Consider the following 23,313-nt stretch of genomic DNA (forward strand, 5'->3'; position numbering starts at 1 on the left):
AAGAAATTCGACGACATTGCATCGCCGTAAAGCCAACGGGAAGCCCGCAGGCTCCCCGTTTCATGGGCCGATCAGCTGTTAGGCAGCAGGCGGCAGGTGATGCTCTTGATGTAGCGAGTCTCGGCGATGGCCGGGTGTACCGGGTGGTCCGGGCCCTGACCGCCGCGCTCGAGCATCTGGATGTTGCGGTCCAGGTGACGGGCGCTGGTCAGCAGGATGTTTTGCAAATCGTCCTCTGGCAGGTGCATGGAGCACGAAGCGCTGACCAGAATGCCGTCCTTGGTCAGCAGGCGCATGGCTTGCTCGTTCAGACGACGGTAGGCGCCTTCACCGTTCTTCATGTCTTTCTTGCGCTTGATGAACGCTGGCGGGTCGGCAACGATCACGTCGAAACGTTCTTCACTCGCCTTGAGTTCCTTCAACGCTTCGAAGACGTCGCCTTCGATGCAAGTCATCTTGTCGGCGAAGCCGTTCAGCGCGGCGTTACGCTCGACGCCGTCGAGGGCGAAGCCCGACGCGTCGACGCAGAACACTTCGCTGGCACCGAACGCTGCAGCCTGCACGCCCCAGCCACCGATGTAGCTATAGAGGTCGAGGACGCGTTTGCCTTTGGCGTAGGGGGCGAGGCGGGCGCGATTCATGCGGTGGTCGTAGAACCAGCCGGTTTTCTGGCCACCAATGACCGGCGCTTCGAACTTCACGCCGTTCTCTTCCAGTGCGACCCATTCCGGCACCAGGCCGAACACGGTTTCGACGTAACGGTTGAGGCCTTCGGCATCACGGGCGGCAGAATCGTTCTTGAACAGAATGCCGCTTGGCTTGAGCACTTGGGTCAGTGCAGCGATCACGTCATCTTTATGCGCTTCCATGGTCGCCGAGGCGATCTGCACCACGAGGATGTCGCCGAAACGGTCGACCACCAGACCCGGCAGCAGGTCGGAGTCGCCATAGACCAGGCGGTAGAATGGCTTGTCGAACAGACGCTCGCGCAGCGACAGGGCCACGTTCAGGCGGTGCACCAGCAGCGACTTGTCCAGCGCCAGTTTGATGTCACGCGACAGCAGGCGCGCGCAGATCAGGTTGTTCGGGCTCATCGCGACGATGCCCAGCGGCTTGCCGCCCGCGGCTTCGAGGATCGCCTGATCGCCGGCCTTGAAGCCGTGCAGTGGCGTGGCGGACACATCGATTTCGTTGCTGTAGACCCACAAGTGGCCGTTGCGCAGGCGACGGTCGGCGTTGGCTTTGAGGCGCAGGCTAGGCAGGGACATGACGTCGCTCCGGAAAAAAGAGCGGGAGTATACCGTGTTGATGCGTGTGCAGGTTCAGCGCTGGACATGTGGCGAGGGAGCTTGCTCCCGCCGGGCTGCGCAGCGGCCCCAATTCATGCCACTCGATTCATCAGGAAGAACCGGTTGGCAGGGCTTGCGACTGCTGCGCAGCCGAGCGGGAGCGAGCTCCCTCGCCACAGAGGCGCGTCAGGCCGACAGCGCGTCGATCAGTTCTTTGTTGAACGCCGGAATATCGTCCGGCTGACGGCTGCTGATCAGATGACCGTCCTTGACCACTTCCTTGTCGACCCAGTTGGCCCCGGCATTCACCAGGTCATCCTTGAGTGTCTTGAAACTGGTCATGGTCTTGCCATTGACCAGCCCGGCGGAAATCAGCAGCCAGCCGCCATGGCAGATCACTGCAATCGGTTTGCCGGCGGAGGCGCCGGTCTTGACCAGATGCTGGGCATCCTGATCGATGCGAATGGTGTCGGAGTTCTGCACGCCACCCGGCAGGACGATCGCGTCGTACTGCTCGCTGCTGGCGCCTTGAAAGGTCTGATCGACCTTGAAGTCATCCGCCGGTTTGTCGTGGTTCCAGCCTTTGACCTTGCCGGCCTCGGCCGAAAGGATGTCGACCTGGGCGCCGGCCTGCTCCAGTGCTTGCTTGGGCCCGGTCAGTTCGACCTGTTCGAAACCGTCTGTTACTAAAATGGCGACGCGTTTGCCAGTGAGGGAAGTAGCCATCGATAAGCTCCTGAGTCTGCGGGAAATTACCGCCGAGCCGGTGCTTGATTGTCCGGTCGGCCTTACAAAGTCCGAAGCCTGAGCGTGAATGAAAGTTCCTGACAATTGCCCACTGGTGTGTCGTCCTGCGGTTTTTAGAGGTTAGAATCGCCGCCTGTCCCAGAGTGTGTACTTATGTCCCAAGAGCTGACCACCGAACAGATTCAACAATCCCTGCAAGGCATCAGCGTGCCCGCGCAGCCGCAGATCATGGTGGATCTGCAGATGGAGCAGTACATGCCCGACCCGGACCTGGAGGTGATCGCCAAGCTGATCGCCCAGGATCCCGGCCTGTCCGGTTCTCTGCTGAAAATCGTCAACTCGCCGTATTACGGCCTGAGCAACAAGATCACTTCGATCCAGCGTGCGGTGAACCTGTTGGGCAGCCGCTCGATCATCAACCTGATCAACGCGCAGTCGATCAAGGGCGAGATGAACGACGACACCATCGTCACCCTCAACCGTTTCTGGGACACCGCCCAGGACGTGGCGATGACGTGCCTGACCCTGGCCAAGCGCATCGGCACTCAGGCCGGCGATGAGGCCTATGCCCTGGGCCTGTTCCACGACTGCGGCGTGCCTTTGATGCTGCAACGCTTCCCCAACTACATGTCGGTGCTGGAAACGGCTTACGCCAACGCCAGTGCCGAGTGCCGGGTGGTGGACACCGAAAACAGCGAGTTCAACACCAACCATGCCGTGGTCGGCTACTACACCGCCAAGTCGTGGCGCCTGCCTGAACACGTCAGCACGGCGATCGCCAATCACCACAATGCGCTGGCGATCTTCAGCGACGAATCCTCGCGCAACAGCCAGATGAAGAATCTGCTGGCGATCCTGAAGATGGCCGAGCACATCTGTGCGTCTTATCGGGTGCTGGGCAACCAGACCGAAGACCACGAGTGGAACAGCATTGGCCCGCTGATTCTCGATTACGTGGGCCTGTCGGACTACGATTTCGAAACCCTCAAACAGACGATCCGCGACCTCGGCGCGCATTGATTCGAGAACGCCATGCCTGAATTGCCGGAAGTCGAAACCACCCGCCGGGGCATTGCTCCGCACCTGGAAGGCCAGCGCGTCAGCCGGGTGATCGTGCGGGATCGTCGGCTGCGCTGGCCGATCCCCGAAGACCTCGATGTGCGTCTTTCCGGGCAGCGCATCGTGCTGGTCGAGCGGCGGGCCAAGTATCTGTTGATCAATGCCGAAGTCGGCACGTTGATCAGTCACTTGGGCATGTCGGGCAACTTGCGGCTGGTGGAAGTCGGGTTGCCGGCGCTCAAGCATGAGCACGTCGATATCGAACTGGAATCCGGTCTGGCGTTGCGCTACACAGATCCGCGCCGCTTCGGTGCGATGCTGTGGAGTACCGATCCGCTCAATCACGAACTGCTGATTCGCCTCGGGCCGGAGCCGTTGACCGATCTGTTCGACGGCGAGCGCCTGTTCCAGCTGTCGCGTGGGCGTTCGATGGCGGTCAAGCCGTTCATCATGGACAACGCGGTGGTGGTAGGCGTCGGCAATATTTACGCGACCGAAGCGCTGTTCGCCGCCGGGATCGATCCGCGCCGCGAAGCCAAGAGCATCTCCCGCGCGCGATATCTGAAGCTGGCGATCGAGATCAAACGCATCCTCGCCGCAGCCATCGAGCGCGGCGGCACCACGTTGCGGGATTTCATCGGCGGTGACGGGCAGCCCGGCTACTTCCAGCAGGAACTGTTTGTCTATGGTCGCGGTGGTGAGCACTGCAAGGTCTGCGGTACTGGCCTGCGGGAAGTGAAGCTGGGGCAACGGGCCAGTGTGTTCTGTCCGCGCTGCCAGACCTGAGGCAAAAATCTGAAAAAGTCCTACGGTCTATAGTGAGTGGTCTCACTGTTCAGCCCGAAGGATCGTGCCATGAAGTCCTTGCAAGTCCTGTTTGCAGCACTGTTGCTGTGTTCCAGCCTGGCCGTTCAGGCCGCGGAGCATGGCAGCGGTGATCCGCGCTACACCATCCAGAACCCTCCCGCCTACGCCATGATTGGTGATTTGCTGATTGCTCGACCTTTGCTGGTGGTGGCGACGGTGCTGGGTGCGGGGGTGTTTGTGGTGTCATTGCCGTTTACCGCGCTGGGTGGCGGGGTAGGTGATGCGGGGCAGGCGCTGGTGGTGGATCCGGCGAAAGCGGCGTTTGTGCGCTGTTTGGGGTGTACAGGGGAGGGGTTTGAGCAGCGCGAGTGAGCTGATCCGGATTCTGCGGTGTTGCTGATGGTCCTTTGGCGAGCAAGCCCGCTCCCACAGTGAAATGCATTCCAACTGTGGGAGCGGGCTTGCTCGCGAAGAGGCCCGGAAGAGCGTTACAAAACGTTCAGATCAGGCCTTGCCGGTAATCTTGCGGTACTTTTCCATCAACTGTTCTTCAGTCTCAGGATGCGCCTCGTCCAGTGGAATGCAATCCACCGGGCAGACCTGTTGGCACTGCGGCTCGTCGTAGTGGCCGACGCACTGGGTGCACAGGTTCGGGTCGATCACATAGATCTCTTCGCCTTGAGAAATGGCGGCGTTCGGGCACTCGGGTTCGCAGACGTCGCAGTTGATGCAATCGTCGGTGATGATCAGGGACATGCTAACTCCAGCCGGGGCGGCAGGCCCGGGCGCTATAAATCAATGCGCGCAATTGTGCCGCATTGGCGCCCGCAGTGCACGCGGGCGCCGTTTGAACGGTCGTTACTTCTTGAAGCGCAGGGTCAGCGCGTCAGCCACGGCGGGGTGCACGAACTTGCTGATATCGCCGCCCAGCGCGGCAATTTCCCGCACCAGCGTCGAGGAAATGAACGAATAACGCTCGGACGGGGTGAGAAATAGGCTCTCGACGTCCGGGGCCAACTGGCGGTTCATGTTGGCCAGCTGGAATTCGTATTCGAAGTCCGACACCGCACGCAAGCCACGCAGGAACACATTGGCGTTCTGCTCCTTGGCGAAATGCGCCAGCAGCGTCGAGAAGCCGACCACTTCCACGTTCGGCAGGTGTTTGGTCACCTCGCGAGCCAGTTCAACCCGTTGTTCCAGCGGGAACAGCGGGTTTTTCTTCGGGCTGGCGGCGACCGCAATGATCACGTGATCGAACAGGCGCGAGGCGCGTTCGACCAGATCGCCATGGCCCTTGGTAATAGGGTCGAAGGTACCTGGGTACAACACTCGGTTCATCGCGTCGTCCTGGCGGGAGTCCGTTGGGGAGTCGGATGGTATCGCAGCCGTCCCGGTCGGCCAAGTCGCCTGTTGGGTAAGAAAGCACTATAGACGACGCGATAAACCGGTTTTTTCACGGATTTCTCAGCCGATTGGCGAGGGCTGTCGCCAGCTGCGCGGTCAGGCCATACACCGACAATTGCGGGTTGGCGCCAATGCTGGTGGGGAACAGCGAGCCGTCGTGAATCGACAGATTGCTCAGTTGATGATGCCGGCCAAGGCTGTCGGTGACTGCGTTTTTCGGCTCTTCGCCCATCGCACAACCGCCCATCACGTGGGCACTGCCCAGGCGCGTGCGATACAGCTCAAGGCTCAGACCGTTGATCAGCGTGCGGGCTTCGGCCAGGGTTTTCACGTAGCGCGCATCGGCGTGCATCGGCATCACGGCTTTGGCGCCGCCGGCAAACTGGATCTCGGCCATGCTGTGAAAGGCGCGGCGCAGGCCCTCCCAGGCATAAGGCGAGACTTGATAGTCGAGCACCGGCGAGCCATCACCGCGCAGTTCGACACTGCCGCCGGGGCTGTCCGGGTGGAAACCGTCGCGCAGCAACGCGAGCATCGCGTGGGTGTGCGGCAGGTCGGCCATGTGTTCGGCATTCTGCTGGCCGAAACCGCCGAGCAAGGTCGCGGCCAGTGCCGGTTGCAGCGGTGGCACTTCGAGTTTGTAGCCCATCGGCCCACTGGTGCCGTCCTTCCACTGGAAATGATCCGAGTAGATCGACTGCGGCGCGCCGTAGAACGGGTTGATCACCTCGTCGAAACGCCCGGCGGACATGTTCACCAGATGCAGGAACGTGCGTTTGCCGAGGCGCTGATGCGGATCCGGTGCATCCGAGCGCAGCAGCAGTGCCGGGCTGTTGATGCCACCGCCGGCCAGCACGTAATGCCGGGCCTTGACCGTGATGGTGTGGCCGGTCGGCGCGACGCAGCGCTCGTCCATCGCTACGCATTGCAGGCCGGTGATCTTGTCGCCGCTGATCAACAGCTTTTCCGCACGGGCCAGGTACAGCAGCTCGCCGCCCTTTTCCAGCGTCGCCGGGATGGTCGTGACCATCATCGACTGCTTGGCATTGGTCGGGCAGCCCATGCCGCAATAGCCGAGGTTCCAGCAGCCGCGCACGTTACGCGGGATCACGTGCCAGCTGTAGCCGAGTTGCTCGCAGCCCTTGCGGATCACGTCGTTGTTGGCATTGGGCGGGACCATCCACGGCGCGACGCCGAGGCGCTGTTCCATTTTTTCGAACCACGGCGCCATCTCGGCCGGGCTGTGGCCTTTGACGTTGTGCTCCTTGGCCCAGTGCTCGAGGGTCGGCTCGGGCGTGCGGAAACTCGAGGTCCAGTTGATCAGCGTGGTGCCGCCCACCGCACGGCCCTGGAGGATGGTGATCGCGCCGTCCTTGCTCATGCGGCCGATGCCTTCCTGATAGAGGCTGCTGTAGGCCTGGTCTTCGAGCATTTTGAAGTCGGAACTGGTCTTGAGCGGGCCTTCTTCGATCAGCAGCACTTTGTAACCGGCGGCGCTGAGGATTTCTGCCGTGGTGCCGCCACCGGCACCGCTGCCGATGATCGCCACATCGGCTTGCAGCGTCAGGTCGGCGGTCAGCTGTGCGCCGTTGTAGGTTTTCCAGCCACGGGCGAGGCCTTCGCGGAACGGGTCGGGTACGGGCATTGATCAGGTTCTCTTGTTCTTGTTGTTCTTGCGGGTCCCTTCGCGAGCAGGCTCGCTCCCACATTTGCACCGCAGCCCCCTGTGGGAGCGAGCCTGCTCGCGAAGGGCGCGACTCGGTTTCAAACAGTAGGCGGGCCGGGGTAGCCGCAATGGCCCCAGGACTCGGCGCGGGTGTACCAGGCCATCATCACCATCTGCTGCAATGAGCTGTGGCCCATGCGCAGCAGGCTCAATGAGCTGTTCTGCCAGCGCTCGAGGAAGTGGCGCATTGCCTCGGGGCTGGCGTTTTCCCAACTGCCCCAGATCCCGGTGAGCGGGCCGCGGGTGACGGCCATGCCGAGCACGTCGAACAGCTGCCGGGTGAGTTTGAGCATCTCCGGCGACAGGTGATCGAGGCTGTAGTCCAGCGATTTGAGGGTGCCATCGACGGCGCCGGGCATTTTTTCGGCGGCCACGGCGCCTTCGAGCATCACCGGAATCAGTGCGCGCAGAAACAGCAGGTCGCCGTCGCGCAAAGTGACGAAGCCATTGGCCGCGACACTTGATGAACAACCACTGAGGCTGGCGCCGAGGCCGGCGGTGGCGAGAAACGCTGTGGCGCCAAGGCTGAACTTCAGCAGGCCACGGCGCGACAGGGCAGGTGTTTCGGTCAGGCTTGGGTGCATTGTTGTTATTACCCGGCGGTGACGACGATTAGCGGATGAACAGCTTCTGGATCAGTTTCTGAATTGATTTGCCGTAGGGCGGATAGATCAACTTCGCGGCGTTGAAGCGCTGTTTGATCAGCACGCCCTTGGCTTTGCTGAAAGTCAGGAAACCTTCGTGGCCGTGATAGTGGCCCATGCCCGACGGGCCGATGCCGCCGAACGGCATGTCGTCCTGCGCCACGTGCAGCAGGGTGTCGTTCAGGCACACGCCGCCGGAGTGGGTCTCGTGCAGCACGCGGTTCTGTTCGCGCTTGTCGTAGCCGAAGTAGTAAAGCGCCAGAGGACGCGGGCGCTGATTGATGTAGGCAAACGCCTGATCGAGATCCTGATACGGCACGATCGGCAGCAGCGGGCCGAAGATTTCGTCCTGCATCACGGTCATCTCGTCAGTGACGTTGAGCAGCAGGCTGTGCGGCATGCGCCGGCCCTGGCCCTGTTCGAACAGCGGGATCAGCAGCGCGCCCTTGCTCGTGGCGTCGCTGACATAACCGTTGAGCCGGGCCAGTTGGCGCTCGTTGATGATCGCGGTGTAGTCCGGGTTGTCGGCGAGGGTTGGATAGAAATTGTTCACCACCTGGCGATAGGCTTCGACGAACGCGCCGACGCGGTCTTGCGGCACCAGCACGTAATCGGGGGCGACGCAGGTCTGCCCGGCATTCAGGGTTTTACCGAAGGCGATGCGTTCGGCGGCGTCCTTGAGCGGCACGTCGCGAGAGACGATGGCCGGGGATTTGCCGCCCAGTTCGAGGGTCACCGGGGTCAGGTTTTCCGCTGCGGCGCGCATCACGTGTTTGCCGATGCTGGTGGCGCCGGTGAACAGCAGGTGATCAAAGCGCAGACGGGAAAACGCCACGCCGATGTCGGCCTCGCCCAGCACCACGCAGACCAGATCTTCGGGGAAAATCCGTCCCAGCAGGGTCTTGAGCAACTGGCCGGTGGCCGGGGTCGATTCGCTGAGCTTGAGCATCACTCGGTTGCCCGCTGCCAGCGCGCCGACCAGTGGGCCGATGGCCAGATACAACGGGTAGTTCCACGGGACGATGATGCCGACCACGCCAAGCGGCTGGTACACGACTTTCGCCGACGCTGGCTGAAAGGCCATGCCGACTTTGCGTCGCGACGACTTCATCCAGCCCTTGAGGTGACGGCTGGCGTAATGGATCCCGTGCAGACTGGGCATCAGTTCGGCGAGCAGGGTTTCATCGGCGCTGCGATGACTGAAATCCGCGCTGATGGCCTCGACCAGCGCCTGCCGCTCATTACTGAGCAAGTCGCGCAACGCCTTGAGCCATTGCTGGCGCTGATCTGCCGGTGGCATCGGGTTGGCGGCATAGGCGGCGCGCTGTGCCGCGAACAGCCGATCCAGCTCTTCCAGGGGCTGTTGCAGCGTTTGCAGATAAGCAATGTCGGCAGTCATCGTCGGCTCCGGATTTATTGTAGTGATGACGTTCTAGAGTCTATGCTCTAGAAAGTCAAATGACTTCCCGACACAGCTTTGTTTTATCAAGTTCCGGTTAGGTCGTAAGATGCCCCTCACCGCACTCTGAATTAAAGCTCAAGCCATGGCCCCACGAATAAAAACCAGCGAGCGCATCGTGCAGAACAGCCTCGAACTGTTCAATCAGCAGGGCGAGCGCAGCATCAGCACCAATCACATTGCCGCGCACATGGAGATTTCTCCGGGCAACCTGTACTACCACTTCCCCAACAAGCAGGCGATCATCGCCGTGCTGTTCAGTGAGTACGAGACGCTTGTGGACAGCTTTCTGCGCCCGCCGCAGGGGCGTGCCGCCACCGTCGAAGACAAGCGCTATTACCTCAAGGAGCTGCTGTCGGCGATGTGGGGCTACCGCTTTCTGCATCGCGATCTTGAGCACCTGCTCGACAGCGACCCGGACCTGGCCGCGCGCTACCGGCGTTTTTCCCAGCGCTGCGTGATCCAGGGCATGGCGATCTACGAAGGCTTCGTCGCCGCTGGCATCCTCAAGATGGATCGGGTGCAGATCGAATCCCTGACGATCAATGCCTGGATCATCCTCACCTCGTGGGTGCGTTTTCTGTGCACCACCCGGGAAAACTCCAACCACCTCAGCGAACAGGCCATCAAGCGTGGCGTGTATCAGGTGCTGGTGCTGGAGGCCGGATTCGTCACCGATCAGGCCCGCGAAGAAGTGAATGCCTTGTTCGACGAGTTCTACGTGCCGCTGGCCCAGGCCCTCGAGGAAGGGCGGTAAACCATTTCGAAGTCGCTCACAGGAGTCCGTTATGCCGATTGCGCAACTGCTCAGCCCGAATGCACTGGATGCCCGCAAGGAGCAGGCGGGGCTGGTGATTCTCGATTGTCGTTTTGCCCTCGAAGACCCGGACTACGGGCAGCGCAGCTATGCCGAAGGGCACATCGCCGGTGCCAGCTTCGCCGACCTTGAGCGCGATCTCAGTGGCAAGGTGATCAAAGGCGTGACCGGGCGTCACCCGTTGCCCGAGCCGGCAGCATTGATCGAACGTCTGCAAGCCTGGGGCATCAATGCCGACAGCGATGTGGTTCTCTACGACGACGGCCCCGGTGCCTATGCGGCTCGGGCCTGGTGGTTGCTGGCGTGGCTGGGCAAGCGCGACGGCGTGTTCATTCTCGACGGCGGGCTGAAGGCCTGGCACGCGGCGGGTCTGCCGCTGAGTCTGGACGCGCCGTCGGTCAGCCGGGGCAATTTCAGTGGTCAGCCGGACATGAAACTGCTGCTGAGCGCCGAACAATTGCAGAAGCGCCTCGGTCAGCCGACGCTGACGTTGCTCGACGCCCGGGCCTTGCCGCGCTTCAAGGGTGAGGTGGAGCCGATCGATCCGATTGCCGGGCACATTCCCGGCGCGCAATGCGCAGCGTTTACCGAAAACCTCGGCAGCGACGGACGCTTCCTGCCAGCAGAGCAGCTCAAGCAACGCTTTGCTGCGAAACTCGGCGAGCGTTCGCCTTCGGAGCTGGTCGCTTACTGCGGCTCCGGGGTGACGGCGTGCCACAACCTGTTCGCGTTGTGCCTGGCGGGGTATCCGCTGGGTTCGCTGTATGCCGGGTCGTGGAGTGAGTGGATCAACGAGCCTTCCCGAGGCATCGCCACGGGCGAATAAAGTCACCATACCCCCAATGTGGGAGCGGGTTGCTCGCGAAAGCGGTTTGTCAGTCAACCATGATGTCTGCTGAAACATCGCTTTCGCGAGCAAGCCCGCTCCCACAGGGGTTAATCGTCGCCGATAGATTGTCGGGCACTGCGATACGCCGCCGGCCCCACGCCATACACCTGCTTGAACTGCCGGCTCAGATGACTCTGATCGGCAAAGCCCAGTTGCATGGCGACTTCCACCGGTAGGCAACCGTGCTGCAATAAACCCCGGGCCGTGGCGATGCGCTGCTGCATCAGCCAGGTGTGTGGCGGCATGCCGGTGGCGCGGCGGAACACCCGGGCGAAGTGGAAGGGCGACAGGTTCACCGCGGCCGCCAATTCTTCCAGCGACGGCGGCGCAGCCAGTTGCGCATGCAGCAGCTCCTTGGCCATCACCACCGCGCGATGCTCCTTGCCCGGTTTGCCGTTGATCTGCACCGCCGCATGCCGTTGCAACAGCAGCATCATCATTTCGCGCCACATCGTCTGCTGTTGCAGCGCGGTGGCCGGGCTTTCCAGCAAGCGATGCAACTGACAGAAACCGTTGACCAGATCCGGGTCGCGGTACAGCGTCGCGCCGAAGGCCGGCATCGGCGCGGTGGGCAGTTCCAGTTCTTCGAGAAGGGAAACGATCTGTCCGGTATCGGGATAAAACGCCCGGTACAGCCAACCGTCCTCGGTGCCCTTGTGGCCGGTGTGCAATTCGTCCGGGTTGATCAGCACCAGGGTGCCGCTGCCCGCAAGGTGTTCGGCACCGCGATAGCGATAACGCTGGGCACCGGCCATGATCATGCCGATCACATAACCGTCGTGGACGTGCGGGGCGAAGCGATGCTCGATGTAGCGCGCCGACAGCAACTCGACCCCGGCCAGCGGTGCGGTTTGCCAGAATCGGATCGACTCGCCCTGATCGCTCATGACGTCACACGGGCCAGCCATTGCGGGATGCGCCGTTCCAGGTAGTAACCGGGCTGGCGCAACGTGCCATCGACAAAGCCGACATGCCCACCCTTGGCCTGCAGCTCGAACCGGGTGCTGGCGGACAGCTCTTCGGCCGTCGGCAGGCTGTGGGGAAACACGAACGGATCGTCAGCCGCCTGAATGATCAGAGTCGGGGTGCGGATTTCACCGAGAAAGTAGCGACTCGATGCCTGTCGATAGTAATCCTCGGCATCGGTAAAACCATGCAACGGCGCAGTGATCCGGCCATCGAAGTCCCAGAAGGTGCGCATGTTCTCCAGCGAACCGAGCGCCGCCAGAGCCGCCAGGCCATCCTCGCGTCCGTCATGCTGGAACTGACGTTGCTTGTTTCTGATGTAGGCGACCATCTCGCGCATGAAGTGCGCCTGATAGACCTTGGAGAACCCCTGACCGATCCGATCGGCGCATTGATCGAGCCGAAACGGCACCGACACCGCCACTGCACCGTGCACGCCGCTGTCGCTGCCGGTCTCGCCCAGATGCTTGAGCAACACATTGCCGCCGAGGGAATAACCGACCGCATACAGCGGCGCCAGCGGGCGCTTGGCGCGCAGGTGTCTGATGGCTTCGGCGAGGTCTTCGCTGGCGCCGGAGTGGTAACTGCGCGGCAGCAGGTTGGGTTCGCCGGAGCAACCGCGCCAGTTCAGCGCGACGCTGGCCCAGCCTTGCGTGGCGATTGCCGCCTGAATCCCGGCGACGTAGGGTGAATTTGAAGAGCCGGTCAGCCCGTGCAGCACCAGCACCAGCGGCGCCTCGGCGCTGTGCGGGCCATGCCAGTCGAGATCGAGGAAATCCCCGTCGTCCAGCCACAAGCGTTCACGCTCGCGATCAAGGTGGACGGTTTTGCGCCAGAGCGGCCCCCACAAGGTTTGCAGGTGCGGATTGCCGAGGCCGAAGGCGGGGGTGAAGCGTTCAGTTTCCAGAGGGCACACACCTTTTGTGGCGAGGGAGCTTGCTCCCGCTGGGGCGCGAAGCGGCCCTTTTTTGGGACTGCTGCGCAGTCCAGCGGGAGCAAGCTCCCTCGCCACAGGTTGTTCAATATGTTCAGTTAGCTGCCATACGTTGCCACAACGCGTAGTACACCCGCCCGGATTTCTGCTCGCGGTGCAGGCGCCAGTTGCCCGGCAGGCCCAGCGTCGAAGGCGCGGTCTCGCTTTCAGTGTAGATCCACGAATCCGGCGCCAGCCATTGGCGCTCTTCCAGCAGGGTGCAGACGGCCGGAAGCAGGTTCTGGTTGAACGGCGGATCGAGGAACACCAGATCAAACGGCGTGGCGACCTGGGTTTCCAAATAACGCAGCGCGTCGGCGGTCTGCACCTGGCCGTTGGTGCAGCGCAGGGTGCCGAGGTGTTCCTTCAGGCTCGATACCGCTACGTGGCTGGCATCCAGCGCCTGGCCCATGGCCGCGCCACGGGACAGAGCCTCGAGAAACAGCGCGCCGCTGCCGGCGAACGGGTCCAGCACCTTGGCCCCGGCCACATACGGCGCGAGCCAGTTGAACAGGGTTTCGCGCACGCGATCCGGCGTCGGGCGCAGGCCCGGCGCATCGGGGAAGCTCAGTTTGCGGCTGCGCCATTCGCCGCCGATGATGCGCAGCTGGTTCACACCGTTGTGAACGTTCTGCGCAGGTTTTTTAGGACGAGTAGCCATTAATGCTCCGGAACCCCGAGCGGTTGCTCGGCAGGTTTATCAGATGGGGCCGGTAACGGCTTTTGCGGCACGGTCGGGCCAGCGCTGACGATGACCAGTTTGTCCGTGCTCAGGTGTTTGTTCATCGCGTCTTTGACCTGCTCGACCGTCAGGCTCTGGGACTGACGCATGAAGTCATCCAGATAGCTCAACGGCAGATTATAGAAGCCCATGGCGCCCAGTTGGCCGACGATATCGGCGTTGCTTGCGGTGGACAGCGGGAAGCTGCCGGCCAGCTCGCGCTTGGCGTCGTCGAGTTCTTTCTGGGTCGGGCCGGTCTTCAGATAATCGGCGAGCACGTCCTGCACCAGTTTCAGGGTGCCTTCGCTCATTTCCGCGCGGGTTTGCAGGTTGATCATGAACGGGCCGCGAGCCTGCATCGGGCTGAAACCCGAGTACACGCCGTAGGTCAGGCCACGCTTCTCGCGCACTTCGCTCATCAGGCGCGTACCGAAACCGCCGCCACCGAGGATCTGGTTACCCATCGACAGCGCCGCGTAATCCGGGTCGTCACGGTCGATGCCCAGCTGCGCGAGCAACAGGTTGGTCTGCTTCGACGGGAACTCGATGTGATTGACGCTGGCCTTCGGTTCCTGCGGCTGGGCGATTTTCGCCAGCGCCGGGCCTTTGGGCAGGGCGCCGGAGACCTGATTGGCAATCGCCTCGGCCTCGGCGCGAGACAAGTCACCGACCAGCGCGATCACCACGTTGCCGGCCGCGTAGGCCTTGGCGTGGAATTCACGCAGTTGCGCCAGAGTGATCTTCGGCACGCTCTGCGCATTGCCGTCACTGGAGTGCGCGTATGGGTGATCGCCGTACAAACGCTTCATCAGCTCGAGGCTGGCGAGTTTGCCGGGGTTCTGTTTCTGGTATTCGAAACCGGCGAGCATCTGGTTCTTGATGCGCGCAAAGGAGTCGGCCGGAAAGGTCGGTTTGCCCACCACTTCGGAGAACAGCTTCAACGCCGGCTCGCGCTGGTCGGCGGCGCTCAAACTGCGCAGCGAAGCCAGCGCCATGTCCTTGTAGGCGCCGTTGCCGAAATCCGCACCGAGGCCTTCGAAGCCTTGGGCGATGGCGCCAACGTCCTTGCCGGCCACGCCTTCGTTGAGCATGGCGTTGGTCAGGATCGCCAGGCCCGGCGCGTTGCCGTCCTGACTGCTGCCGGCGGCGAAGATCAGGCGCATGTCGAACATCGGCAGCTCATGGGCTTCGACGAACAGCACCTTGGCGCCTTCGGCGGTGTTCCAGGTCTGCACGTCGAGCTTGCGGCTGGCAGGGGCCTTGCCGTCGAGTTCGGCCAGCGATTGCAGCTTCTGGCTGGTCTTGGCGTTGTCCAGTGCTTCGCTGGCGTCGGTTTTGACACCGGGCATCAGATAGAACGCGGCGGAGCCGATGACCGCCACAGCGATCAGACCAAGCAACAGGCGTGGGGATTTGCGCTCACTCATGAGTCGTCTCCAGTGGCAGGACGTGGGCGACGCTGAGACGTTCGCGGGTGAAATACAGCTTGGCGGCGTTCTGGATGTCTTGCGGGGTCACGCTTTCCAGGTCGGCGAGTTCGGTGTCCATCAACTTCCACGACAGCCCGACCGTTTCCAGTTGGCCGATGGCGGTGGCCTGACTGGTGATCGAATCACGTTCGAACACCAGACCGGCAATCACTTGTGCCCGCACGCGCTCGAGTTCTTCGGCGGACGGTGCGGTGGTTTTCAGCTGTTCCAGCAGTTTCCACAGACCGGCTTCAGCTTGCGCCATGGTCTTGTTCTTCTGGGTGTTCGGCGTCGCCGACAGGGTGAACAGGCTGTCGCCACGGGTGTAGGCGTCGTAGCTCGACGAACCGCCCGAGACCAACTCTTCACCGCGCTCCAGTTGCGTCGGGATGCGCCCGCTGTAACCGCCGTCGAGCAGCGCCGAGATCAGGCGCAGGGCGTTGACCGAGCGCTTGTCTTCAGCAGTGGCAATGCTTGGCACGTTGAAGCCGAGCATCAGGCTGGGAAGTTGGGTCTGCACATGCAGGGTGATCTGGCGCTCACCCGGCTCGGCCAGTTCCAGCGGTTTCTTCGCCGGTGGCACGTCGCGCTTGGCAATCGGCCCGAAGTAGCGTTGGGCGAGGGTCTTCACTTCATCGGGGGTGACGTCGCCGACCACTACCAGCGTGGCGTTGTTTGGCACATACCAGGACTGATACCAGTGGCGCAGCTCTTCGACCTTCATCCGGTCCAGGTCGGCCATCCAGCCGATGGTCGGTGTGTGGTAGCCGCTGGCCGGGTAAGCCATCGCCTTGTAACGCTCGTAAGCCTTGGACATCGGCTTATCGTCAGTGCGCAGGCGACGCTCTTCCTTGATGACTTCGATTTCCTTGGCGAACTCGTCAGCCGGCAGGCGCAGATTGGCCATGCGGTCGGCTTCCAGTTCGAACGCTACGCCCAGACGGTCGCGGGCCATCACTTGGTAATAAGCGGTGAAATCGTCGCTGGTGAAGGCGTTTTCTTCGGCGCCCAGGTCGCGCAGGATCAGCGAGGCTTCGCCGGGACCGACTTTCTCGCTGCCCTTGAACATCATGTGCTCAAGCGCGTGGGACAGGCCGGTCTGGCCCGGAGTTTCGTAGCTGGAACCGACCTTGTACCAGACCTGCGACACCACCACCGGCGCGCGATGGTCTTCGCGCACGACGACCTTCAGGCCGTTGTCGAGGGTGAATTCGTGGGTCGGTTGCGGATCGGCCGCCAAGGCCGAAAAGGGCAGGCAGACTGTGCTGAGCAGCAGGCCTGCAGCGCGGCGGGCTAGAGCATTCATTCGTTTTTTAACCTGTTGGGCTGCCCGCTTGGTCTTAGCGTCGGCGGGCGAGAGGGTGCTAGGATACTGATCCGTTTTACCGGCGACCACGCCTATCAGGTTTTCAGGCCTGATGCGGTTGTATAGGTTGGCGGCAGAAAGCTGCGGTTTATCGACTAGACTTCGCTTTTTCGCCGATTTTGCCGGTTTAGTCCTTCGTTAATACGAATCTTTGGGGTGCCGCTGGCGCCTCGACAAAATGTTGCGCGTGAACAAGCTGGATGAAACACAGTCTGTTCTGCATCGAATATTTATTTGCCGGGGCGCCCTTATGGCGCGTCGCTACCGTGAGATAGCCGTCCTCCATGTTTGGTTCCAACGACGACAAGAAGACCCCAGCTGCGGCTGGCGAGAAGAAAAGCCTGTTCGGATGGCTGCGTAAGAAACCGCAGGAACCCGTCGTCGAACAGCCGCCCGCAATTCCTGAACCGGCTCCGACGCCAGCGCCTGCTATAGAAGAAGAGCCGGCGCCGATCGTGCTGCCGATTGCCGAGCCGGTGCTGCAACCGGTCGAGCCCGAGCCAGAACCTGAAACCCCGGTAGCGGCCGAGCTGCCACTGACTCCGGCGGCCGAGCCGTGGCTGACCTTGCCGGTGGCGGAAGAGCCGGTGGCCTTGGTCGAAGAGGCTGCGCCGCACGTGACGCCGCCGATTCCTGCACCTGCCGCGTTCGTCCCTGAAGTCGCTCCGGCGCCATTGGTTGAGCCGGTTGTCGAGCCTGCGCCGGTTGTTCCCGAGCCAGTGACCCCGGTGGTCGTTGCCCCTGTTGCGCCGGTCGTGCAGCAGCCCGAGCCTGCACCTGCACCTGCACCTGCACCTGCACCTGCACCTGCACCTGCACCTGTACCGGTCGTCGCTGCTCCGGTGGTGCCGGTAGAAGTGGTTGCTGAAACGCCAGTGGAAGCCCCGCGCAGCGAAGAAACCAAAGTCGGCTTCTTCGCCCGCCTCAAGCAAGGCCTGTCGAAAACCAGCGCCAGCATCGGCGAGGGCATGGCCAGCCTGTTTCTCGGCCGTAAAACCATTGATGACGATTTGCTCGATGAGCTGGAAACCCGTCTGCTGACCGCCGACGTCGGTGTCGAAGCCACTACGCAGATCATCCAGCGCCTGACCCAGAAGGTCGCACGTAAAGAGCTGGCCGACGCCGACGCGCTGTACAAGTCGTTGCAGGCCGAGCTGGCAGCGATGCTCAAGCCGGTCGAACAGCCGCTGAAAATCGCTTCGCAGAACAAACCGTTCGTGATTCTGGTGGTCGGCGTCAACGGCGCCGGCAAGACCACCACCATCGGCAAGCTGGCGAAGAAGCTGCAACTGGAAGGCAAGAAAGTCATGCTCGCCGCCGGTGACACCTTCCGCGCCGCTGCCGTTGAGCAGCTGCAGGTCTGGGGCGAGCGCAACAAGATCCCGGTGATCGCCCAGCACACCGGCGCCGACTCTGCTTCGGTGATCTTCGACGCCGTGCAAGCCGCCAAGGCCCGTGGCATCGACGTGTTGATCGCCGACACCGCCGGTCGTCTGCACACCAAAGACAACCTGATGGAAGAGCTGAAGAAAGTTCGCCGGGTGATCGGCAAGCTCGACGCCGACGCACCGCACGAAGTGCTGCTGGTACTTGATGCCGGCACCGGTCAGAACGCGATCAACCAGGCCAAGCAATTCAACCAGACCGTCGAACTGACCGGCCTGGCGCTGACCAAGCTCGACGGTACCGCCAAGGGCGGGGTGATTTTCGCCCTGGCCAAGCAGTTTGGTCTGCCGATCCGCTACATCGGTGTCGGTGAAGGCATCGACGATCTGCGTACCTTTGAAGCCGAACCCTTTGTCCAGGCACTGTTTGCCGAGCGGGAGCGTTCATGATTCGTTTCGAACAGGTCGGTAAACGCTACCCGAACGGTCACGTCGGCTTGCATGAGCTGAGCTTTCGAGTCCGTCGTGGCGAGTTTCTGTTTGTCACCGGTCACTCCGGTGCCGGTAAGTCCACGCTGTTGCGCCTGTTGCTGGCGATGGAGCGTCCGACCAGCGGCAAACTGCTGCTGGCCGGGCAGGACCTGAGCACCATCAGCAACGCGCAGATTCCGTTCCTGCGTCGGCAGATCGGCGTGGTGTTCCAGAATCACCAGTTGCTGTTCGATCGCACGGTGTTCAACAACGTCGCGCTGCCGCTGCAGATTCTCGGCTTGTCCAAGGCCGAAATCGCCAAGCGCGTCGATTCGGCGCTGGAGCGCGTGGCGCTGTCGGATAAAACCGATCTGTACCCGGGCGACCTGTCCACCGGTCAGCAACAGCGCGTCGGCATCGCCCGCGCCATCGTCCACCGTCCGGCCCTGCTGCTGGCGGACGAACCGACCGGTAACCTCGACCCGCGTCTGGCGGCCGAGATCATGGGCGTGTTCGAAGACATCAACCGCTTGGGCACCAGCGTGCTGATCGCCAGTCACGACCTGGCGCTGATTGCGCGTATGCGGCACCGTATGCTGACCCTGCAACGCGGCCGACTGATCGGCGACGGGGAGGCCGGCGTATGAGTGCAACACGCAGTCCGAAGGTTTCCGAGCGCGTGGCCCCGAAAGCCGCCGACCCGCAACCGCCAAAGAAGAAAAAACACGACGATGACGACGGCCCGGACTTTTCCACCCTGTTGCGTTCGTGGATCGAAAGTCACCGTGCCAGCCTGCTCGACAGCCTGCGGCGCCTCGGCAAGCAGCCGATCGGCAGCTTCTTCACCTGCATGGTGATGGCTGTGGCGCTGAGCCTGCCGATGGGCTTGTCACTGCTGATCAACAACGTCGAGCGTCTCGGCGGTTCGTGGCAGCGTGCGGCGCAGATTTCGCTGTACCTGCAGCTGGATGCCACGCCCGCGCAGGGTGAATCGTTGCGCGAGCAGATCAAAGGCATGCCCGGCGTCGCTGATGCCGAATATGTCGGTCGTGATCAGGCGCTGGAAGAGTTTCAGCAGCAGTCCGGTCTGGGCGAAGCCCTGCGCGAGCTGCCGGAGAACCCGCTGCCGGGCGTGGTGCTGGTGACCCCGAACGAGGTCGACAAGCCGACTCTGGAAGCATTAAGACAAAAACTTTCCGAACTGCCCAAGGTACAACAGGCGCAACTTGATCTAGTCTGGGTCGAGCGTCTGGCCGCCATCCTCAAGCTCGGTGACCGCTTTGTCTTCGGTCTGACGGTGCTTTTGGTGTCTGCATTACTTTTGGTGATAGGCAATACCATTCGTCTTCATATTGAAAACCGCCGCACAGAGATAGAAGTGATTAAACTCGTCGGCGGCACTGACAGCTATGTGCGTCGCCCCTTCCTTTATATGGGCGCGTTGTATGGCTTCGGTGCGGGGGTTCTGTCCTGGGGTGTGCTGGCGTTCGGCCTGAACTGGCTGAACGACGCGGTGGTTGGACTGGCCGGCTTGTACGGCAGTGATTTCGCGCTGGCCGGAGTGCCAGTTGCCGACGGTCTGTCGCTCTTGCTTGGCGCGGTGCTGTTGGGTTATATCGGTGCATGGATTGCAGTCGCACGTCATCTCAGGGAGCTGGCGCCGAAGTAGAATCTTTTTTGCGCGTGATTGACCTTGCGGTTTTTTTGGGAACTTGTACTTGAATTCCCGGTCAATTTTTCGCAGTGCCGAGAGGCACGAGTATGTAAGTGGGAGGTTTTTTCGCATGACCAATTCTTTGCAACCTGCGTACGCGTTGGTTCCGGGTGCGAACCTGGAAGCCTATGTGCACACCGTCAACAGCATTCCATTGCTGACGCCGGAGCAGGAGCGTGAACTGGCCGAGAGTCTCTACTATGAGCAGGATTTGGGGGCGGCTCGGCAGATGGTGCTCGCCCACCTGCGATTTGTCGTACACATTGCCCGTAGCTATTCCGGCTACGGTCTGGCTCAGGCTGACCTGATCCAGGAAGGCAACGTCGGTCTGATGAAGGCGGTAAAACGCTTCAACCCGGAAATGGGTGTGCGTCTGGTGTCGTTCGCCGTGCACTGGATCAAGGCGGAAATTCACGAGTTCATCCTGCGCAACTGGCGCATTGTGAAGGTCGCGACCACCAAGGCCCAGCGCAAGCTGTTCTTCAACCTGCGCAGCCAGAAGAAACGTCTGGCGTGGCTGAACAACGAGGAAGTCCACCGTGTGGCGGAAAGCCTTGGCGTCGAACCACGTGAAGTGCGCGAGATGGAAAGTCGCCTGACTGGCCATGACATGGCCTTCGACCCGGCTGCAGAAGCTGACGACGACAGCGCTTTCCAGTCGCCGGCCAACTACCTGGAAGACCACCGGTACGACCCGGCGCGTCAACTGGAAGATGCCGACTGGAGCGACAACTCCAACCACAACCTGCACGAAGCGCTGGAAGTGCTGGACGAGCGTAGCCGCGACATCCTCTACCAGCGCTGGCTGGCAGAAGAGAAAGCCACGCTGCACGACCTGGCGCAGAAGTACAACGTATCGGCCGAGCGGATCCGTCAGCTCGAGAAGAGCGCGATGAACAAGCTCAAGTTGTCGATCGCCGCCTAACCGGCGCCTCGGCAAACAAAAACGCCCCGATCAGCGATGATCGGGGCGTTTTTATTTCTGTTTCAACACAAATCCCTGTAGGAGTGAGCCTGCTCGCGATAGCGGTCTTCCTGCCACATTTATTGTGACTGACATGACGCTATCGCGAGCAGGCTCACTCCTACAGGGGGCTTCAGCGTTATTCAGCCCAAGGCGCCCGACGCGAATCATCAAGCCCCAGCAGATAGCTGGTCCCGCCCAACTGGCTCATCTGCTGGCGAATCCACCCGGCCCGGCGCGACACATAAGCCGTCGGATGGCTGGCGCTCCACACGCGCGGGTTAGGCAGCACCGCCGCCAGATAACTCGCCTGCTGCCGCGACAGTGACTTGGCGCTCACACCAAAGTGATGACGTGCTGCGGCTTCGGCACCAAACACCCCGTCATCCCACTCGACGCTGTTCAGGTAAACCTCAAGAATCCGCTGCTTGGGCCAGAACACTTCGATCAGTCCGGTAAACCAGGCTTCCAGGCCTTTGCGCAGATAGCTGCGACCCGACCACAGAAACAGGTTCTTCGACACTTGTTGGCTCAAGGTGCTGGCACCGCGAATCGAACCGCCGAGTTCGTTGTGGGCCAGCGCAGCCTGAATCGCGCCGAAGTCAAAACCCCAGTGCTCGGGAAACTTCTGGTCTTCGCCGGCCATGACCGCGACCTTGAGATCGTCGGAGATTTCGTCCCACGGTTTCCAGGTGCGCTGCAGGTCAATCGGCTCGCCGTCGACCCAGGATTCGATCTTGCGCTCGACCATCAGCGCCGTGCCCGGCGGTGGCACGAAGCGAAACAGCAACACCAGCAATACACTGCCGCCCGCGAACCAGAGCAGGGCCTTCGTGAGACGACGCAAAAGTGAACGCAGCATAGAGATGGCTTGGCCGAACCGATAGAGCGGGCCATTATACAGACCCTGCCGAACGAGTCTGACTGGAGTTCCACATGCTGCGTGGCTTTCTGATGCTGGCCGCTTTCTTTGGTTTTACCGGTGTGGGCCTTGGCGCCTTCGCCGCTCATGGCCTGAAGAGCCGCCTGACCCCCGAGTATCTGGCGATTTTCCACACCGGCGTGACCTATCAACTGGTGCACACCCTGGCGCTGTTCGGCGTGGCGTTGCTGGCCACGCAGATTCAGGGGCGATTGGTGACCTGGGCGGGTATTTCGTTCGCCGTCGGCATTCTGCTGTTCTCCGGGAGCCTGTATGTGCTGACCACCACAGGTATCAGCAAGCTCGGCATCATCACTCCGTTCGGCGGTCTGGCGTTTCTGGTTGGCTGGCTGTGTCTTGGACTTGCCGCCTGGCGCCTGCAGTAAACCGCTTGACGCTTGGTGCTGACCTTTAGGTCATGATCGGGCTAGAATGCCACCCCCTAAAAATGATGGCGGCCAGGCGCATGCGCATTCAGTTGAACGGCGAATCCCTTGAACTGCCCGACGGTGAAACCGTTGCGGCCCTGATTGCCCGTATGGACCTGACCGGTCGCCGGGTGGCAGTCGAACTCAACCTGGATATCGTCCCGCGCAGCCAGCATGCCGACACCGTGCTCAACGACGGCGACAACGTCGAAGTGGTGCACGCCATCGGCGGCGGCTGATCGCCGGCCCGCAAGGGCACAGAATTCTGCAAGACCCTCACCCCTAAAGAGGATTCCCCATGAGCATCGTTCGCAGCGACAAGCCTTTTGTTCTGGCCGGTCGTACTTACCAGTCGCGTTTGCTGGTTGGTACCGGCAAGTACCGTGACATGGAAGAAACCCGTCAGGCCATCGAAGCCTCGGGTGCCGAGATCGTCACCTTCGCCGTGCGCCGTACCAACCTCGGCCAGATCGAAGGCGAGCCGAACCTGCTCGAAGTGCTGTCGCCCGATCGCTACACCTTCCTGCCGAACACCGCCGGTTGCTACGACGCTATCGAGGCCGTGCGCACCTGCCGCCTGGCCCGTGAGCTGCTCGATGGTCACAACCTGGTGAAGCTGGAAGTGCTGGCCGACCAGAAAACCCTGTTCCCCAACGTGATCGAAACCCTCAAGGCCGCCGAAACGCTGGTCAAGGAAGGCTTCGACGTGATGGTTTACACCAGTGATGACCCGATCATCGCCCGGCAACTGGCGGAAATCGGCTGCATCGCGGTCATGCCGCTGGCCGGTCTGATCGGTTCCGGTCTGGGGATCTGCAACCCGTACAACCTGCAGATCATCCTCGAAGAAGCCAAGATTCCGGTGCTGGTGGATGCCGGTGTCGGTACCGCCTCCGACGCCACCATCGCCATGGAACTGGGCTGTGACGCGGTGCTGATGAACTCGGCCATCGCCCATGCTCAGCAACCGGTGATGATGGCCCAAGCCATGCAACACGCGATCGTCGCAGGCCGCTTGGCCTACCTCGCCGGCCGCATGCCGAAAAAACTCTATGCCAGCGCCTCTTCGCCGCTGGATGGTCTGATCAAGTAA

Annotated in this window: 25 protein-coding genes; 12 read left to right on the forward strand and 13 right to left on the reverse strand. The window is 61.9% G+C overall.

Annotated elements, in window-relative coordinates; translation table 11 throughout:
• Positions 1–71: 71 nt before the first annotated feature.
• The gene (locus VLA07_RS11220) at positions 72–1,268 is read right to left on the reverse strand and encodes a class I SAM-dependent rRNA methyltransferase (protein WP_333989247.1); all 1,197 of its coding nucleotides are present in this window, start codon (positions 1,266–1,268) and stop codon (positions 72–74) included.
• A gap of 207 nt (positions 1,269–1,475) precedes the next feature.
• Positions 1,476–2,015, reverse strand: coding sequence for a type 1 glutamine amidotransferase domain-containing protein (locus VLA07_RS11225; RefSeq protein WP_027610555.1), 540 nt, complete (start codon positions 2,013–2,015; stop codon positions 1,476–1,478).
• Between the two features lie 228 nt (positions 2,016–2,243).
• Here VLA07_RS11225 and VLA07_RS11230 point away from each other — a divergent pair, with 228 nt between their 5' ends.
• The 3 genes from VLA07_RS11230 to VLA07_RS11240 all read left to right on the forward strand — a co-directional run bounded on the left by VLA07_RS11230 (position 2,244) and on the right by VLA07_RS11240 (position 4,274).
• Complete coding sequence (locus VLA07_RS11230; protein WP_247267362.1) at positions 2,244–3,056, forward strand: HDOD domain-containing protein; 813 nt, start codon at positions 2,244–2,246, stop codon at positions 3,054–3,056.
• A gap of 12 nt (positions 3,057–3,068) precedes the next feature.
• The gene (gene mutM / locus VLA07_RS11235; protein ID WP_003229159.1) at positions 3,069–3,881 is read left to right on the forward strand and encodes a bifunctional DNA-formamidopyrimidine glycosylase/DNA-(apurinic or apyrimidinic site) lyase; all 813 of its coding nucleotides are present in this window, start codon (positions 3,069–3,071) and stop codon (positions 3,879–3,881) included.
• 69 nt (positions 3,882–3,950) lie between these two features.
• The gene (locus VLA07_RS11240; RefSeq protein WP_115985931.1) at positions 3,951–4,274 is read left to right on the forward strand and encodes a multidrug transporter; all 324 of its coding nucleotides are present in this window, start codon (positions 3,951–3,953) and stop codon (positions 4,272–4,274) included.
• 132 nt (positions 4,275–4,406) lie between these two features.
• Here the strand turns inward: VLA07_RS11240 and VLA07_RS11245 are convergent, their stop codons facing one another.
• The 5 genes from VLA07_RS11245 to VLA07_RS11265 all read right to left on the reverse strand — a co-directional run bounded on the left by VLA07_RS11245 (position 4,407) and on the right by VLA07_RS11265 (position 9,075).
• Positions 4,407–4,658: a YfhL family 4Fe-4S dicluster ferredoxin gene (locus VLA07_RS11245; RefSeq protein ID WP_003195146.1), complete on the reverse strand. Its 252-nt coding sequence runs from the start codon at positions 4,656–4,658 to the stop codon at positions 4,407–4,409.
• Between the two features lie 102 nt (positions 4,659–4,760).
• A complete protein-coding gene (coaD, locus tag VLA07_RS11250) occupies positions 4,761–5,240 on the reverse strand; it encodes a pantetheine-phosphate adenylyltransferase (RefSeq protein WP_003229157.1) in 480 nt (159 codons plus the stop codon).
• A gap of 115 nt (positions 5,241–5,355) precedes the next feature.
• Positions 5,356–6,951, reverse strand: coding sequence for a GMC family oxidoreductase (locus tag VLA07_RS11255; RefSeq protein WP_333989248.1), 1,596 nt, complete (start codon positions 6,949–6,951; stop codon positions 5,356–5,358).
• Between the two features lie 119 nt (positions 6,952–7,070).
• Entirely contained in the window at positions 7,071–7,616 is a 546-nt protein-coding gene (locus tag VLA07_RS11260) for a twin-arginine translocation pathway signal protein (RefSeq protein ID WP_333989249.1), read from the reverse strand.
• Positions 7,617–7,644: 28 nt separating this feature from the next.
• Positions 7,645–9,075: a coniferyl aldehyde dehydrogenase gene (locus tag VLA07_RS11265; protein ID WP_247267284.1), complete on the reverse strand. Its 1,431-nt coding sequence runs from the start codon at positions 9,073–9,075 to the stop codon at positions 7,645–7,647.
• A gap of 145 nt (positions 9,076–9,220) precedes the next feature.
• On the opposite strand from VLA07_RS11265, the gene VLA07_RS11270 reads away from it, so the two are divergent.
• Both VLA07_RS11270 and VLA07_RS11275 read left to right on the forward strand, forming a co-directional pair.
• Positions 9,221–9,892, forward strand: a complete 672-nt coding sequence (locus VLA07_RS11270) for a TetR/AcrR family transcriptional regulator (protein WP_027610562.1) — start codon at positions 9,221–9,223, stop codon at positions 9,890–9,892.
• A 31-nt stretch (positions 9,893–9,923) separates the two neighbouring features.
• Complete coding sequence (locus VLA07_RS11275; RefSeq protein WP_247267285.1) at positions 9,924–10,778, forward strand: sulfurtransferase; 855 nt, start codon at positions 9,924–9,926, stop codon at positions 10,776–10,778.
• 110 nt (positions 10,779–10,888) lie between these two features.
• Here VLA07_RS11275 and VLA07_RS11280 read toward each other — a convergent pair whose 3' ends face one another.
• The 5 genes from VLA07_RS11280 to VLA07_RS11300 all read right to left on the reverse strand — a co-directional run bounded on the left by VLA07_RS11280 (position 10,889) and on the right by VLA07_RS11300 (position 16,276).
• Entirely contained in the window at positions 10,889–11,728 is an 840-nt protein-coding gene (locus VLA07_RS11280; RefSeq protein WP_098966090.1) for an AraC family transcriptional regulator, read from the reverse strand.
• Positions 11,725–12,723, reverse strand: a complete 999-nt coding sequence (locus VLA07_RS11285) for a hydrolase (RefSeq protein ID WP_333989250.1) — start codon at positions 12,721–12,723, stop codon at positions 11,725–11,727. The genes VLA07_RS11280 and VLA07_RS11285 overlap by 4 nt, the downstream gene beginning before the upstream one ends.
• Positions 12,724–12,835: 112 nt before the next feature.
• Complete coding sequence (gene rsmD, locus VLA07_RS11290; RefSeq protein ID WP_097088957.1) at positions 12,836–13,441, reverse strand: 16S rRNA (guanine(966)-N(2))-methyltransferase RsmD; 606 nt, start codon at positions 13,439–13,441, stop codon at positions 12,836–12,838.
• Positions 13,441–14,928 carry a M16 family metallopeptidase gene (locus VLA07_RS11295; protein WP_097088958.1) on the reverse strand — a complete coding sequence of 496 codons (1,488 nt, stop codon included), beginning with the start codon at positions 14,926–14,928 and terminating at the stop codon, positions 13,441–13,443. The genes rsmD and VLA07_RS11295 overlap by 1 nt, the downstream gene beginning before the upstream one ends.
• Positions 14,921–16,276: a M16 family metallopeptidase gene (locus tag VLA07_RS11300; RefSeq protein WP_333989251.1), complete on the reverse strand. Its 1,356-nt coding sequence runs from the start codon at positions 16,274–16,276 to the stop codon at positions 14,921–14,923. The genes VLA07_RS11295 and VLA07_RS11300 overlap by 8 nt, the downstream gene beginning before the upstream one ends.
• 344 nt (positions 16,277–16,620) lie before the next feature.
• Here VLA07_RS11300 and ftsY point away from each other — a divergent pair, with 344 nt between their 5' ends.
• The 4 genes from ftsY (at position 16,621) to rpoH (ending at position 20,831) form a co-directional block, all read left to right on the forward strand.
• Positions 16,621–18,171: a signal recognition particle-docking protein FtsY gene (gene ftsY, locus VLA07_RS11305; protein ID WP_333989252.1), complete on the forward strand. Its 1,551-nt coding sequence runs from the start codon at positions 16,621–16,623 to the stop codon at positions 18,169–18,171.
• The gene (gene ftsE / locus VLA07_RS11310; RefSeq protein WP_003229148.1) at positions 18,168–18,839 is read left to right on the forward strand and encodes a cell division ATP-binding protein FtsE; all 672 of its coding nucleotides are present in this window, start codon (positions 18,168–18,170) and stop codon (positions 18,837–18,839) included. The genes ftsY and ftsE overlap by 4 nt, the downstream gene beginning before the upstream one ends.
• A complete protein-coding gene (gene ftsX / locus VLA07_RS11315) occupies positions 18,836–19,861 on the forward strand; it encodes a permease-like cell division protein FtsX (RefSeq protein ID WP_007964135.1) in 1,026 nt (341 codons plus the stop codon). The genes ftsE and ftsX overlap by 4 nt, the downstream gene beginning before the upstream one ends.
• Positions 19,862–19,976: 115 nt before the next feature.
• Complete coding sequence (rpoH, locus tag VLA07_RS11320; protein WP_003229146.1) at positions 19,977–20,831, forward strand: RNA polymerase sigma factor RpoH; 855 nt, start codon at positions 19,977–19,979, stop codon at positions 20,829–20,831.
• A gap of 178 nt (positions 20,832–21,009) precedes the next feature.
• Here the strand turns inward: rpoH and mtgA are convergent, their stop codons facing one another.
• On the reverse strand, positions 21,010–21,732 hold the full coding sequence (mtgA, locus tag VLA07_RS11325; protein WP_333989253.1) for a monofunctional biosynthetic peptidoglycan transglycosylase: 723 nt from the start codon (positions 21,730–21,732) through the stop codon (positions 21,010–21,012).
• A 74-nt stretch (positions 21,733–21,806) separates the two neighbouring features.
• Between mtgA and VLA07_RS11330 the strand changes: the two genes are divergently transcribed.
• From VLA07_RS11330 to VLA07_RS11340, 3 genes are all read left to right on the forward strand, one after another.
• The gene (locus VLA07_RS11330) at positions 21,807–22,178 is read left to right on the forward strand and encodes a DUF423 domain-containing protein (protein WP_003229144.1); all 372 of its coding nucleotides are present in this window, start codon (positions 21,807–21,809) and stop codon (positions 22,176–22,178) included.
• Between the two features lie 80 nt (positions 22,179–22,258).
• Positions 22,259–22,459: a sulfur carrier protein ThiS gene (gene thiS, locus VLA07_RS11335; RefSeq protein ID WP_027610571.1), complete on the forward strand. Its 201-nt coding sequence runs from the start codon at positions 22,259–22,261 to the stop codon at positions 22,457–22,459.
• A 59-nt stretch (positions 22,460–22,518) separates the two neighbouring features.
• The gene (locus tag VLA07_RS11340; protein WP_007964131.1) at positions 22,519–23,313 is read left to right on the forward strand and encodes a thiazole synthase; all 795 of its coding nucleotides are present in this window, start codon (positions 22,519–22,521) and stop codon (positions 23,311–23,313) included.

It is taken from the genome of Pseudomonas sp. S3(2024) (assembly GCF_036861315.1).
GTDB lineage: Bacteria > Pseudomonadota > Gammaproteobacteria > Pseudomonadales > Pseudomonadaceae > Aquipseudomonas > Aquipseudomonas putida_A.